13 protein-coding genes are annotated in these 13,187 nt (G+C 71.2%); 9 read left to right on the top strand and 4 right to left on the bottom strand.

Going from position 1 to position 13,187, the window contains the following annotated elements:
* Window positions 1–59 precede the first annotated feature (59 nt).
* The 4 genes from ACFVX9_RS17315 to ACFVX9_RS17300 all read right to left on the bottom strand — a co-directional run bounded on the left by ACFVX9_RS17315 (window position 60) and on the right by ACFVX9_RS17300 (window position 4,965).
* Window positions 60–1,265 (bottom strand): DUF2510 domain-containing protein, encoded by a 1,206-nt coding sequence (locus ACFVX9_RS17315; RefSeq protein ID WP_387982309.1) that lies wholly within the window; start codon window positions 1,263–1,265, stop codon window positions 60–62.
* Window positions 1,266–1,393: 128 nt separating this feature from the next.
* The gene (locus ACFVX9_RS17310; protein WP_063346866.1) at window positions 1,394–2,182 is read right to left on the bottom strand and encodes a 3-oxoacyl-ACP reductase; all 789 of its coding nucleotides are present in this window, start codon (window positions 2,180–2,182) and stop codon (window positions 1,394–1,396) included.
* A 6-nt stretch (window positions 2,183–2,188) separates the two neighbouring features.
* On the bottom strand, window positions 2,189–3,574 hold the full coding sequence (locus ACFVX9_RS17305) for an aldehyde dehydrogenase family protein (protein ID WP_387982307.1): 1,386 nt from the start codon (window positions 3,572–3,574) through the stop codon (window positions 2,189–2,191).
* A 5-nt stretch (window positions 3,575–3,579) separates the two neighbouring features.
* Entirely contained in the window at window positions 3,580–4,965 is a 1,386-nt protein-coding gene (locus tag ACFVX9_RS17300; RefSeq protein WP_363378760.1) for a glutamine synthetase family protein, read from the bottom strand.
* A gap of 152 nt (window positions 4,966–5,117) precedes the next feature.
* Between ACFVX9_RS17300 and ACFVX9_RS17295 the strand changes: the two genes are divergently transcribed.
* The 9 genes from ACFVX9_RS17295 (at window position 5,118) to ACFVX9_RS17255 (ending at window position 13,106) form a co-directional block, all read left to right on the top strand.
* Window positions 5,118–5,846: a gamma-glutamyl-gamma-aminobutyrate hydrolase family protein gene (locus tag ACFVX9_RS17295; protein WP_380376142.1), complete on the top strand. Its 729-nt coding sequence runs from the start codon at window positions 5,118–5,120 to the stop codon at window positions 5,844–5,846.
* A 155-nt stretch (window positions 5,847–6,001) separates the two neighbouring features.
* Entirely contained in the window at window positions 6,002–7,069 is a 1,068-nt protein-coding gene (locus tag ACFVX9_RS17290; protein WP_380376144.1) for a cation diffusion facilitator family transporter, read from the top strand.
* Window positions 7,070–7,127: 58 nt separating this feature from the next.
* Window positions 7,128–8,030: a 5'-3' exonuclease H3TH domain-containing protein gene (locus tag ACFVX9_RS17285; protein ID WP_387982314.1), complete on the top strand. Its 903-nt coding sequence runs from the start codon at window positions 7,128–7,130 to the stop codon at window positions 8,028–8,030.
* A gap of 116 nt (window positions 8,031–8,146) precedes the next feature.
* Window positions 8,147–8,899, top strand: a complete 753-nt coding sequence (locus tag ACFVX9_RS17280; RefSeq protein WP_387982304.1) for a DUF6879 family protein — start codon at window positions 8,147–8,149, stop codon at window positions 8,897–8,899.
* Window positions 8,896–9,738 (top strand): helix-turn-helix domain-containing protein, encoded by an 843-nt coding sequence (locus ACFVX9_RS17275; RefSeq protein ID WP_387982302.1) that lies wholly within the window; start codon window positions 8,896–8,898, stop codon window positions 9,736–9,738. The genes ACFVX9_RS17280 and ACFVX9_RS17275 overlap by 4 nt, the downstream gene beginning before the upstream one ends.
* Before the next feature lie 604 nt (window positions 9,739–10,342).
* The gene (locus ACFVX9_RS17270) at window positions 10,343–10,585 is read left to right on the top strand and encodes a DUF397 domain-containing protein (protein WP_380376148.1); all 243 of its coding nucleotides are present in this window, start codon (window positions 10,343–10,345) and stop codon (window positions 10,583–10,585) included.
* A 222-nt stretch (window positions 10,586–10,807) separates the two neighbouring features.
* Entirely contained in the window at window positions 10,808–11,101 is a 294-nt protein-coding gene (locus tag ACFVX9_RS17265; protein ID WP_387982299.1) for a hypothetical protein, read from the top strand.
* 167 nt (window positions 11,102–11,268) lie between these two features.
* Window positions 11,269–12,576, top strand: a complete 1,308-nt coding sequence (locus ACFVX9_RS17260) for a Tat pathway signal protein (protein ID WP_387982298.1) — start codon at window positions 11,269–11,271, stop codon at window positions 12,574–12,576.
* A 41-nt stretch (window positions 12,577–12,617) separates the two neighbouring features.
* A complete protein-coding gene (locus ACFVX9_RS17255) occupies window positions 12,618–13,106 on the top strand; it encodes an SAM-dependent methyltransferase (RefSeq protein ID WP_387982296.1) in 489 nt (162 codons plus the stop codon).
* Window positions 13,107–13,187: the final 81 nt, after the last annotated feature.

Raw genomic sequence — 13,187 nt, 5'->3', positions numbered from 1 at the left:
GTGCTCTCCGGGTGGGCCGCCGCCGTGTGAGGAGCGGGTGGCTCAGGTGCTGGTGCCGCTCAGGTGCTGGTGCCTCCGGTGCCACCGGTGGCGCCGCCGGGGAGCCCGCCGCCCGGGAGGGACGGCAGCTTGCCCTTGAAGTCGGCGATGCCGTTGACGATGGTGTCCATCAGGCCGACGTCCGGCGCCTTGTCGGCGATGTCGAAGCCGAAGTGCACGGAGATCAGCGACTTGCCGTCGGTGGACGGGAAGACCACCGTCTGCACGTAGCCGTTGTTGCCCTTGGGCGCGTCGACCTTCCAGCGGACCAGGTAGCCGTCCTGGCCGTTGACCTTGACCGCCTCGGACTTCAGCTCCTGGTGCCCGGTGATGGCGCCGTACGAGTCCTTGGCCGCCTTCTCGATGTCGGCCTTGGCGGCCGCCTGGGCGTCGGTGCCGCCGCCGTCGATCCGGCCGGTGGTCACCCCGCCGAGGCTGCACGAGCCGTTGCCGTCCGGACACTGGTACGAGCCGACGACGACCGAGGCGTAGCCGTCGTTGGTGTAGCCGCCCTGCCAGCCGGAGGGGACGGGCAGGGTGAGCCCGTTCACCAGGTCGATCGCGTTGCCGGCGCCGGGCCTGGCCTTGCCGCTGCCGCCGTTCCCGTTCCCGCCGCTCCCGCCGTTTCCACCGGGCCCGCCGTTGCCACCGGTCCCGTTGCTGCCGTCGCCGCTACCGCCGTTGTTGTTCCCGCCGTTGCCGTTGTTGCCGTTCCCGTTCCCGCCGTTCCCGCTGCCGCCGTTCCCGTTGCCGCCGAGGCCCGGGAAGCCGTTCCAGGGGCCGTTCTCGCCGTTCGGCACGGCCTGCCGGGCACTGCGCTGCGGGCGGTTGTCGCTCTGGCCGTCCATCGCCAGGAAGGTGATCCCGGAGCCGGTGCCCAGGCCGAGCAGCGCCGCGACGGTGGCGGCGATCATCATCGGGGACGGCCGGCGCCGGGGCTTGCGCGGCGGCGGTGCCTCGGAGCCGTAGGCGGTGCCGAAGGGCGGCGGCTCCGGGTAGCGGACGGTCGGCCCGCTGTCCAGCACCTCCCCCTGCAGCACCGTGGGCTCGTCGGCCGGCCCCGGCCCCGGAGCCCCGGTCGCCGGGGGCACCGGCTCCGGGGCGTCCGAGGGTGCGGGCCGGGTGCTGGCCGTCCAACCCCTGCCGTCCCACCAGCGCTGCGGCCTCGGGTCGCCGCCGGTGTCCTTCGGGTCCGGGTACCACCCGGCGGGAATCTGCTCGCTCACAACAGAGAATCTAAAGGCACGCGGATAAGCGCGAAATCAGCGCGGCCTCGAATTCCGGTGGTTTTCGATGAGATTACGGTGAGAAGGGGCGCGACGGGCACGCTCAGGACCGTCGGGCACGCCCGGGGCTACAGCGGGGTCACGTAGGCGCCCGAGATGCCGCCGTCCACCAGGAACTCGCTCGCCGTGATGAAGGACGAGTCGTCGCTCGCCAGGAAGGCCACCGCGGCGGCGATCTCCTCGGCCCGGGCGAACCGGCCCAGCGGGATGTGCACCAGTCGGCGGGCCGCCCGCTCCGGGTCCGTGGCGAACAGCTCCCGCAGCAGCGGGGTGTCCACCGGCCCCGGCGACAGCGCGTTCACCCGGATCCCCTCCCGGGCGAACTGCACGCCCAGTTCCCGGGACATCGCCAGCACCCCGCCCTTGGAGGCGGTGTACGAGATCTGCGAGGTGGCCGCGCCCATCCGGGCCACGAAGCTGGCCGTGTTGATGATCGAGCCCCGCCCGTGCCGCCGCATGTACGGCAGCGCGGCCTTGCAGCACAGGTACACCGAGGTCAGGTTGACCTCCTGGACCTTGCGCCAGGCGTCCAGGCCGGTGGTCAGGATCGAGTCGTCCTCCGGCGGCGAGATGCCCGCGTTGTTGAACGCGACGTCCACGCTCCCGTACGTCTCGTACGCCTCGTCGAACAGCGCCTCGACCATGTACGGGTCGGTGACGTCGGTGTGCACGAACAGGCCGCCGACCTCCTTGGCGGCCGCCCGCCCGGACTGCTCGTCCAGGTCCGCGCAGACCACCTTCGCGCCCTCCGAGGCGAGCCGGCGGGCGGCCGCCAGGCCGATCCCGCTGCCGGCGCCGGTGATCACGGCGGTGCGGCCGACCAGGCGGCGGCACACCGGGGCGTCGTTCTCCGTCATCGGCTGCTACTCCTCGCTGTGGATGAAGACGTTCTTGGTCTCGGTGAAGTGGCGCAGCGCGTCCGGCCCCAGCTCCCGGCCGACCCCGGACTCGCCGTAGCCGCCGAACGGCGTCCAGTACCGCACCGAGGAGTGCGAGTTGACCGACAGGTTGCCCGCCGCGACGCCGCGGGCCAGCCGCAGCGCCCGGCCGAGGTCCCTGGTCCAGATCGAGCCGGACAGGCCGTAGCGGGTGGCGTTGGCCAGCCGCAGCGCGTCCGCCTCGTCGGTGAACGGCAGGACGGCGGCGACCGGGCCGAAGATCTCCTCGGTGACGGCCGGCACCTCCGGGTCGGCCGGCGCGATCACCGTCGGCGGGTACCAGTAGCCGGGCCCGTCCGGCACCGCGCCGCGGGCCAGCACCGGCAGGTCCGGGGTGACGTAGGAGGCGACCCGGCGCACCTGGGCGGCCGAGATCAGCGGGCCCAGCCGGGTCTCCGGGTCCGCCGGGTCGCCGGTGCGCAGCGCCTCGACGGCGGGCAGCAGCAGCGCCAGGAAGTCGTCGTACGCCTCGCGTTGGACCAGGATCCGGCTGCGGGCGCAGCAGTCCTGGCCGCTGTTGTCGGCGAAGGACATCGGGTCCGCGGCGCGGGCCAGGTCGGCGTCGGCGAAGACGATGCTGGGGCTCTTGCCGCCCAGCTCCAGGGTGACCCGCTTGGCCCGGGCCGCGCAGCGGGCGGACACCTCCTTGCCGACCACGGTCGAGCCGGTGAAGACGATCTTGCGGACCGCCGGGTGGTCCACCAGGGCCCGGCCGGTCGTCGTGCCCGGGCCCGGCAGCACCTGGAACAGGCCCTCCGGCAGCCCTGCCGCCAGGGCGAGTTCGGCCAGCCGCAGCGCGGTGAGCGGGGTCGCCTCGGCGGGCTTGAGCAGGACGGCGTTGCCCGCCGCCAGGGCCGGCGCGAAGCCCCAGGCGGCGATCGGCATCGGGAAGTTCCACGGCGCGATCACCCCGACCACGCCGACCGGCTCGTGGAAGGTCACGTCCAGGCCGCCGGCCACCGGGATCTGGCGGCCAGTCAGGCGTTCCACTCCCCCGGCCGCGTACTCCAGCAGGTCCCGGACGTTGCCGGCCTCCCAGCGGGCGTTGCCCACGGTGTGGCCGGCCTCGCGCACCTCCAGTGCGGCCAGTTCCGGCACGTGCACCTCGACCTGGTCGGCGAACCGGCGCAGCAGTCGGGCCCGTTCGCCCGGTGCCAGCGCCGCCCAGGCCGGCTGGGCCTTCGACGCGCGCTGGACCGCCGCGTCCACCTGCCCCGCGGTGGTGTCCGGGACGGTGGCGAGCACCTCGCCGGTGGCGGGATTGCGGACGGTGCTGACGGTGGGGTCGGTGGGGTCGGTGGGGTCGGTCATCGGCCTCACATCCGTTCGAAGGATCGGTAGCGCTCCCAGTCGGTGACGGTGCCGTCGAAGGCGCACTGCTCCACCCGGGCCATGTTCAGGTAGTGCTCGACCACGTCGTCGCCGAAGGCCACCCGGGCCAGCTCGCTGTCGCCCCACAACTCCGCGGCCTCGCGCAGCGAACCGGGCACCCGGGCGTACTCCTCGACGGCGTAGGCGTTGCCCAGGCACGGCGCCGGCAGCTCCAGTTTCCGCTGCAGCCCGTGCAGGCCGGCCGCGATCATCCCGGCCACCGCCAGGTACGGGTTGACGTCCCCGCCCGGCACCCGGTTCTCCATCCGCAGGCCCTGGCCGTGGCCGACCACCCGGTAGGCGCAGGTCCGGTTGTCCCGGCCCCAGGCCACCGCCGTCGGGGCGAACGAGCCCTGGCGGTAGCGCTTGTAGGAGTTGATGTTCGGCGCGTACAGCAGGCTGAACTCGCGCAGCGCCGTCAGCTGGCCGGCCAGGAAGTGCCGCATGGTGTCGGTCATCCGGCCGTCCCGGTCGGCGAAGGCCGGCGCGCCCACCGCGTCCCGCAGCGACAGGTGGATGTGGCAGCTGTTGCCCTCGCGCTCGTTGTACTTGGCCATGAAGGTCAGCGCGCACCCCTGCTGCGCGGCGATCTCCTTCGCGCCCGTCTTGTAGACGCTGTGCTGGTCGCAGGTGGTCAGCGCGTCCGCGTAGCGGAAGGCGATCTCGTGCTGGCCGAGGTTGCACTCGCCCTTGGCCGACTCCACCACCAGCCCGGCGCCCGCCATCTCGTTGCGGATCCGGGACAGCAGCGGCTCGACCCGGGCGGTGCCCAGCATCGAGTAGTCCACGTTGTACAGGTTCGCCGGCGTCAGGCCGCGGTAACCGCCCAGCCAGGCCTGCTCGTAGGTGTCCCGGAACACCAGGAACTCCAGCTCGGTCCCGATGTCGGCCGCCAGCCCGTACTCCGCCAGGCGCGCGATCTGGCGGCGCAGCAGTTGGCGGGGGGCCGCGTCCACCGGGTGGCCGCCGTGCCGGGCCAGGTCCGCGGTCACCTGCGCGGTGCCCGGCTGCCAGGGGGTCAGCCGCAGGGTGCCGAGGTCGGGGCGCATCGCGAAGTCGCCGTAGCCGGTGGCCCAGGAGGAGAAGGCGTAGCCGTCGACGGTGTTCAGGTCGACGTCCACGGCGAGCAGGTAGTCGCAGGCCTCGGCGCCGTGCTCGACCACCTCGTCCAGGAAGAAGCGGGCGGCGAAGCGCTTGCCCTGCAGGCGCCCCTGCATGTCCGTGAACGCCAGCGCCACGGTGTGGACCTCGCCGGTGTCCACCAGCGTGCGCAGTTCGTCCAGGGTCAGCGGCGCCCGGGGCGGCACGCCCGCGGCGGCGTTCTCGGGCATGACGGAACCCTCCACGATCACTCTTCGAGTTCAAGCGGTCACAGCGAACCGTACGGCCTGCGGCGGACGGCGCGGAAGAGGGCGGACAGGTGTGGCGCGCCGACATGCGTGGTTGACGGGGGATCAGGCGGTGCGGGGGGAGAATGCCCGCCATGGATCGCAGGCCTTTCATCGGCGTCAGCACCTACCTGGTCGACGCGAGTTGGAGCAACTGGCAGGGCCGCCGGGTGGCCCTGGTGCCCGAGCGGTACACCGCATACGTCCAGGAGTCCGGCGGGATCGCGGTGCTGCTCCCGCCCGACTCCCCCGACCGCGCACCCGAGGTGCTCGCCCGGCTCGACGCCCTCGTCATCGCGGGCGGGCCCGACATCGACCCCGCCTACTACGGTCAGCCCGCCCACCCGCGCACCGAGGTCGACTCCCCCGAACGGGACCGGTGGGAGTCGGCCCTGCTGCGGGCGGCCCTGGCGGCCGGGATGCCGCTGCTGGGGATCTGCCGGGGCATGCAGGTGCTCAACGTCGTCTGCGGCGGGACCCTCGTCCAGCACCTGCCGGACGTCGTGCCGGTGGACGTCCACGGCGGCGCGGACGGCGGCTACGGGACACACCTGGTGCGGCCGGTGCCGGGGACGCTGCTCGGCGGGCTGCTCCCGGAGAGCGAGGTGGAGGTGCCGACCTTCCACCACCAGGCCGTCGACCGGGTCGGGGCGGGCCTGCGGGTCTCGGCCCACGCGCCGGACGGGACGGTCGAGGCGGTCGAGGGCCCGGGGTTCGCCCTGGGCGTGCAGTGGCACCCGGAGCAGGGGGAGGACCTGCGGGTGATGCGGGCCCTGGTGCGGGCGGCCACCGCGGCGCAGTTGGACACCGCGCTGATCGGGTAGCCGGGGCCCGCCCGCCCGGGCGGAACGGACCGCTCAACGGCAACGACAACGGTCACCAGTACAGCCTTTGGATCTTTGTCCGTTCTGCGGTTCACTTCGGGTGCAGGGCGATCGCGCCCCTCCCCTCCCCACCCGTGCGTCCAGAGAGGACTTCGATGGCCGGGCACGAGCATTCCCACACTGATCATGCGCATGACCACAAGCACGCGCACGACCACGGCGGACACCGGCACGGCGGACTCGGCGGCCACGGCGGCCACTCGCACGGTGTCGCCGCCGACGCCGACCGCCGCTGGCTGCTCAGCGCCCTCACGCTCATCGTCGTCTTCATGGCCGGCGAGGTCGTCGTCGGCTTCGCCGCGAAATCACTGGCCCTGATCTCCGACGCGGCGCACATGCTCACCGACGCCGCCTCGATCGTCCTCGCGCTGGTCGCGATGCGCCTCGCCGCCCGCCCGGCCCGCGGCGGCTACACGTACGGCCTCAAGCGCGCCGAGATCCTGTCCGCCCAGGCCAACGGCGTCACCCTGCTGGTGCTGTCCGCCTGGCTGGGCTACGAGGCCGTCACCCGGCTGTTCGAACCGCCGGAGGTCGCCGGCTCGCTGGTGCTGGTCACCGCGCTGATCGGGATCGTCGTCAACCTGGCCGCCGCCTGGTGCATGTCGAAGGCCAACCGCAGCTCGCTCAACGTCGAGGGCGCCTTCCAGCACGTGCTCACCGACCTGTACGCGTTCATCGCCACCGCCGTCGCCGGCGCCGTCATGCTGACCACCGGCTTCGTCCGGGCCGACGCGATCGCCTCGCTGGTCGTGGTCGCGCTGATGCTCAAGGCCGGCATCGGCCTGGTCCGCGACTCCGGGCGGATCTTCCTGGAGGCCGCCCCGGCCGGCATCGACCCGGACGCGGTGGCCGACCGGATGGTCGCCCAGCCGCTGGTCGAGGAGATCCACGACCTGCACATCTGGGAGATCACCTCCAACCAGCCGGCCCTGTCCGCACACATCCTCGTCACCCCCGGCGGCGACTGCCACGCCGTCCGGCGCGAGCTCCAGCGCGGACTGGCCGACGAGTACGGCATCACCCACAGCACGCTCCAGGTCGACCACGTCGGCGAAGACGCGGCCGGCGCCCTGCTCCAGATCGCCGCCCCCGGCGAACAGTCCACCGAACACTGCGCCGACGCGCACGGCCCGGTCCACCGCGCCGGCCCGCACGAGCACTGAAGCCGCCCTCCTGTCGTCGCGGTGCGGCATGATCTGACACGTGACCGCACCGCGACTGATGCTCCTCGACTCCGCCAGCCTGTACTTCCGGGCCTACTACGGCGTGCCGGACACCCTGCGCTCCCCGCAGGGCGAACCGGTCAACGCCGTCCGCGGCCTGCTGGACTTCATCGCCCGGCTGGTCCACGACCACCGCCCCGACCAGCTCGTCGCCTGCATGGACGCCGACTGGCGCCCGCAGTGGCGGGTGGACCTCCTCCCCTCGTACAAGACCCACCGGGTCGCCGAGGCGGCCCAGGACGGCGAGGAGGAGGTGCCGGACACGCTGGCCCCGCAGGTCCCGGTGATCGAACAGGTGCTGGACGCGCTCGGCATCGCCCGCGTCGGCTCCCCCGGCTACGAGGCCGACGACGTGATCGGCACCCTCACCGCCCGCGCCCAGGGGCCCGTACAGATCGTCACCGGCGACCGCGACCTGTTCCAACTGGTCGACGACGCCCGCGAGATCACCGTGCTCTACCCGGTCAAGGGCATGGGCAACCTGCAGATCACCGACGACGCGCTGCTCCTGGAGAAGTACGGCGTGCGCGGCGCCCAGTACGCCGACATGGCCGCCCTGCGCGGGGACCCGAGCGACGGCCTGCCCGGCGTCAAGGGCATCGGCGAGAAGACCGCCGCCCAGCTGATCAACGAGTACGGCGACCTCACCGCGATCCGCGCCGCCGCCCTCGACCTCTCCTCCAAGCTCACCCCGGCCCGCCGCCGCAACCTCGTCGAAGGCGCCGCCTACCTCGACGTCGCCCCCACCGTCGTCCGCGTCGCCCCCGACGCCCCCCTCCCCACCTTCGACCCGGCCCTCCCCCACGAGCCGCTCGACCCGATGACCCTCGAAGACCTCGCCACCCGCTGGGGCCTCGGCACCTCCCTCAAACGCCTCCTGGAATCCCTCGCCACCCGCTGAGCACCACCCGGTGGGGCCTTTCCGCCGCGCCAGGAGAATATTCGCGAATCGGCACTCCCCTCGGGTCGGTCCCCGGGCATCCTGATTCCGCCTGACCGACGGCGAGGGGAGCGGCTGTGAGCCGACGACTGCGGTACATCGGAAGCACCTCAGGGAGCGACGGATGCCCGACGCTCTACGAGGACGTCGACACCGGGGAGGTGCTGGTGCAGGGCGATGTCGTGACCGACCCCGACGAGATCGCCCAACTCCGCAACATCAAGCCCGGCGAAGGGTTCGTGATCGTGCCCCGCGCGCTGCTCGCCGACTTCGCGCCGCGCGACGTGGACCGGGAACGCGTGCTGATCGGCTACGACAAGTTCGAGAACATGTTCAGGACCCTCCAGCACACGGCCTTCCGGCTGGAGACCCGCCGCCGGTACCGCTCCGACGAGCAGACCGAAACCTACCGCCGGTTCGCTGCCGGGATGGCGCCCGGATGGGACCTGGACGACCCCTGGTGCCGCTCGCGCCGCGAACAGGCGGCCCTGGGCAAACGGTTCGAGCGGGTGCGGATCATGGACAACCCGCCCACCCTGGGGCAGCGGTACCTGCTCGACAACGCCGAACGGAACAACGCCGTCGGCGAGGACACCCGGTACCTCTGGCGGGCCGACGCCGAACGCCTGGGTCTTCCGCAGGAGGACGCCTGGCTGTTCGACTCGCGCGTCATCGCCCTGCTGCACTTCGACACCGACGACGACCTGACCGACATCGAACTGATCACCGACCCGGTGCAGGTGGCCCGCGCCTGCCAGGTACGGGACGCTGCCTGGCACTTCGCCACGCCGAGCCGCGAATTCGGCGCTGAGGTACCGTCCGCCATGTGAGCACCGACTTCCAACAAGCACGAATCGCCCTCGGTCTGCGGCTCCGTGAGCTGCGCACCGAGGGCGGTCTCACAGGCAGGCAACTGGCCGACCGTCTGGGCTGGACGCAATCCAAGGTCAGCAAGCTGGAGACCGGCCGACAGACGGCCACCCACGAGGACCTCAAGGCCTGGGCCGAGGGCGTCGGACAACCCCACACAGCGCCCGAACTGTCGGCCAGGCTACGGGCCTTCGAGTCGGGGACCCGCACCTGGCGACGGCAGTTGGCCGCCGGACACAAACCGGTGCAGGACACGCTGACCGCCGAGCACGAGCGTTCACGCGTCATGCGCGCGTGGCAGAATTCCATGATCGTCGGCATGCTCCAGACGGCCGACTACGCCCGGCACATCTTCAGCGCGTACGTCAGCCTCCACCAGTCGCCGCGCGATGTAGAGGACGCCGTTCGAGCCCGCGTCCAGCGACAGGAAAGCCTGTACCGGCCAGGCAAGCGATACCACATCGTCATGTGGGAATCCGCACTACGCGCCCTGGTGTGCCCACCGGCCGTGCTAGCCGCGCAACTTGACCGACTCAGCGGTGTGGTCGGACTGGATACCGTCTCCTTGGGCATCGTGCCGTTCGAAGCCTCACTCGGGTTGCCTCCTGCCAACGGATTTTGGATTCACGACGAACGGCTCGTCATCGTCGAGGACTGGCACGCGGAGCTGTGGTTGGACCAGCCCGACAACGTGACGCTGTACCTGCGTGTGTGGGAGACGCTGGCCGGCGCGGCCGTCTACGGACCGGACGCCCACCGCATCATCACGCGGTGCCGCAGGGCACTCGGTTCTGCCTGAGAATTCCCACGCCCCCAGCTGCCGGAGCTGGAATATTCGAGAATCATGCTCCCGCCGGCGAATCTCGGCCGCTTAACGTCCTGCCGATGGCTCCGATCGGCACGGGAGTTGAGCGATGATCACGAACTCGCAGCGGTTGACGGCTGGTCCACACCTCGGCGTGAGCGTCGATACCGACCAGCAGCACTGGAAGGCGGTCGGCGATGTCCTTGCGTGAAATCGCTCGGCGCGGGCCCGGCCAACCCACCGTTGATGCAGACAAGTGCCCGTCCTGCCAGTGGTTCGACGCCATGGAGCGGGAGGCCTGCAAAGCTCCGGAGAGCGTGGACCGCTCCAAGCTGACGAACGCGCGGGTCCTGCGCCTACGGCACGAGGCATCCGGAGAGTGCCTGAACCCGGATGGTGCCGGGTGCTGAGTGACGCCCCGGGAATCGTCGTCAGCGAACGGGGCTGACGGCCCGGGCGTGCGCGACCAACCCCCCGTACCGCTGACGCAGGGCGGGCCCGAGACCCCCACAGCCGGCCGTTCGGAGTCCGGCCGGTTGCGGGTGCACCACCGCGCGGGGACGGATTCCCCACAAACGTCGAACAGGAAGGCAGCGCCATGAGCGACCTGTACGAGATCGACATCCCGGTCGGATCCGCCACCCACAAAGCCTGCGGTGGGAACCAGGGCGGGGGCGACGACGGCGAGTCGTGCATGACCCTCCGCGAAGTGCCCGGCGTGGCCGGCGGCCTCTGGATCATGGGCGACACCAAGGCCCCCAACCGGGAGCTCCGCTTCACCACGGCGGAGTTGGGCGCGGCGGGCATCGACCCGGCCCGCTTCACCACCACCGCCGCCTGACGCACACCGAACAGGCGGGCCCCGCTCCCAACGCAACTGGGAACGGGGCCCGCTCCTCATCATGGCAGGGCGCTCATGGATCACTGGAACAGGCCCGGCCTGCACTGGCATTGCTACGCCTGGGCAGGCAACAAACGACCGGACGACTCCGAACGACGACCCGCCACAGGGCAGAACGGCGTGAGACCCGAGTGGTCGAGCCCCCTTCCGCCGTTGGAGGTCATGCACTGGCTCGCCAAGTCGACGGCACAGATCAAGCTCACGACGAACGACCCGGCCGAGGCGCTGGAGTGGCTGGGCCAGCAACTCGCCGACTCCCCGGCGCTGGAGACCGACCTTGACCCGACGACCCGGCTGGAACGAGCCCGGACCTCGCTCGACACGTTCCCACACGACGTGGTGTGGACGTACTGGACCCCAGGCCAGCAACTCCGAGCGGTCTCGGCCGTGTCGTGCCCCCGAACCTTCAACCCGACCAACGAGACACCCCCACCGTGCCCGTTGCAGCGCCGCTGACCACAAGAACCCGACTGCCAGCTCCGCAATGGTCGAGCCGATTCCCCCTGCCGAGAGTTCGGGGCGAACGAAATGCGCGACTGGCACATCCCGCACGGCCTACTCCCCGACTCGGTCTGGCGGGTGATGCCGTTCTTCGAGGTCCTCGAAGAACAGCATCGGGCCCTGTGACCTCTGCGTGGGTTTCCGCCGTCGCCGACCCGCTTCAGACAATCGAGGCTGGCGAATTCGACCGCCACGCGCAGTGGGTCCGCCAGGGCGTGAAGCCTTCCGGGAACATCCCGCAGTACCTCGCCGCGGTACTCACCAACTGGCTGAACCAGGACATCACCCTGGCGGCGACGGGGCTCGGGGACGAGCAACCGGACTTGTGTGACTGGGGTTTGGATACGCTGAAAGCCCTGGCGGCTCTCGGACGGATCAGCGTTGACGTGGAACGCAGACAGCTCCTCCGCACGCTCACGTACTCGCTCGGGACGCTGAGCATCCCTCCCGACCATTGGTGGGAGCAGATGGCCCGAACGGAGAGTCGCGGCATCACGCAACGCCGTGCCGGTCAGGCCGATGTGGACGCCGTCCGGGAGATGGCAAGGCTGTTCTCCCAGGTCGACCAGCGCCGTGGCGGCGGGCACGGGCGTACGGCGGTCGCGCAGTACCTCCTCACGGATGTCGGAGAGTTCCTCCAAGGAACCTTCTCCTCCGACCTGATTCGGCGGGACATGTTCTCCGCAGCATCCGAACTCGCCTACCTGGCCGGGTGGACGGCGTTCGACAACGGCGAGCACCCCGCCGCCCAGCACTACTACACCGTCGCCGTGAAACTGGCGGCCGAGGCCGACGACCCCGCGATGGCCGGGCACATTCTGCGCGCCATGGCTCACCAAGCGGTCGACCTCCGGAAACCGCACCATGCCGTCAGGGTCGCCGAGGCATCGATGGCCGGCGACCGGTACCGGCTCGCCGGCCCTCGCGAACGGTCCCTGCTCGGCGTCGTCCATGCACGTACCCTGGCCTCTGCGGGGCGCACTGCTGAGGCGAACGCCGCGCTGCTCCAGGCCGAACGCGATCTGTCGGCAGCCTCGCCCGGTGACGACGAACCACCCCGGGTGTTCTTCTTCGGCGAGGCTTCCTTGGCGCACGAGACCGCGTCGGCGCTCCGCGACCTCGGCGACCTGGAAGGCGCAGCGAAGGAGTTCGAGCGCAGCGTCGCGACCCGTAAGGCTTCCACGTTCACCAGGACCCACGCGGTCACCCTCGGCCACCTGGGCCTCGTGAAGGCCGGGCAGCACTCCATCGAGGAAGCCTGCACGATCTGGTCCCGGTCGCTCGACGCCATGCAGACCGTCCGCTCCGCCCGCACCCGCGAGGTCGCTCTACAAATTCGCAGTGCGCTTTCGCCCTATCGCGGACGGAAGGTGCAGCACATCGACGCCGTCGACAGGCGCGCCGCCGACTATCTGGCAGCCACCATCTGACCCGCCGTTCTGGCGCGGTCCGTTCTCAGGAGGGGAAACACGTGGGTGACGTCTTCAGCGTGGAAGCACTGGGCCATGTTGTGGGAGGCCGTACGGAACCGACCGACGACCGCTGGGGAGGGACCCGCGCCATCATCCGGCTGGACGGCGACAGGTTTCCGCCCGACGCGACGAAGGGACTGGAGGAGTTCTCCCACCTCGACGTGATCTTCCGGTTCCACAGGACCGACCCGGCCGATCTGAACTTCGGTGCCCGCCGCCCCCGGGACAACCCGGACTGGCCCGAGGTCGGCGTGTTCGGCCACCGGAACATGCGGCGCATCAACTGGCTCGGGTCCTCCCGCTGCCGCCTCCTCAAGGTCGACGGCCTGGACCTGCACGTCGAGGACCTGGACGCCATCGACGGCACCCCGGTCCTCGAAGTGAAGCCCTGGTTCGAGGAGTTCGGACCGCGCGGAGAAGTGCGCCAGCCCACGTGGACCACGGAGATGCTCCGCGACTACTTCGCCCCGGCGCCTCCCACGCCCTGACCATCGGCATCGCCTCGCCCGTTTCGGCTGCCCCTTCTCCACGAGAAGTCGACCTGATCGACTTCTCGTGCAGCCGCTCAC

Origin of the sequence: Kitasatospora sp. NPDC058243, from assembly GCF_042882025.1 — a bacterium.
Taxonomy (GTDB): domain Bacteria; phylum Actinomycetota; class Actinomycetes; order Streptomycetales; family Streptomycetaceae; genus Kitasatospora.
Note: the sequence above shows the minus strand (reverse complement) of the source record. Positions and strands in the feature narration are given on the sequence as shown.

Bases quoted from the DNA above. Each gene is read 5' to 3' on its own strand.
- ACFVX9_RS17310 (WP_063346866.1), bottom strand. From the start codon at position 2,182: ATGACGGAGAACGACGCCCCGGTGTGCCGCCGCCTGGTCGGCCGCACC.
- ACFVX9_RS17305 (WP_387982307.1), bottom strand. From the start codon at position 3,574: ATGACCGACCCCACCGACCCCACCGACCCCACCGTCAGCACCGTCCGC.
- ACFVX9_RS17300 (WP_363378760.1), bottom strand. From the start codon at position 4,965: ATGCCCGAGAACGCCGCCGCGGGCGTGCCGCCCCGGGCGCCGCTGACC.
- ACFVX9_RS17295 (WP_380376142.1), top strand. From the start codon at position 5,118: ATGGATCGCAGGCCTTTCATCGGCGTCAGCACCTACCTGGTCGACGCG.
- ACFVX9_RS17290 (WP_380376144.1), top strand. From the start codon at position 6,002: ATGGCCGGGCACGAGCATTCCCACACTGATCATGCGCATGACCACAAG.
- ACFVX9_RS17285 (WP_387982314.1), top strand. From the start codon at position 7,128: ATGCTCCTCGACTCCGCCAGCCTGTACTTCCGGGCCTACTACGGCGTG.
- ACFVX9_RS17270 (WP_380376148.1), top strand. From the start codon at position 10,343: ATGAGCGACCTGTACGAGATCGACATCCCGGTCGGATCCGCCACCCAC.
- ACFVX9_RS17265 (WP_387982299.1), top strand. From the start codon at position 10,808: ATGCACTGGCTCGCCAAGTCGACGGCACAGATCAAGCTCACGACGAAC.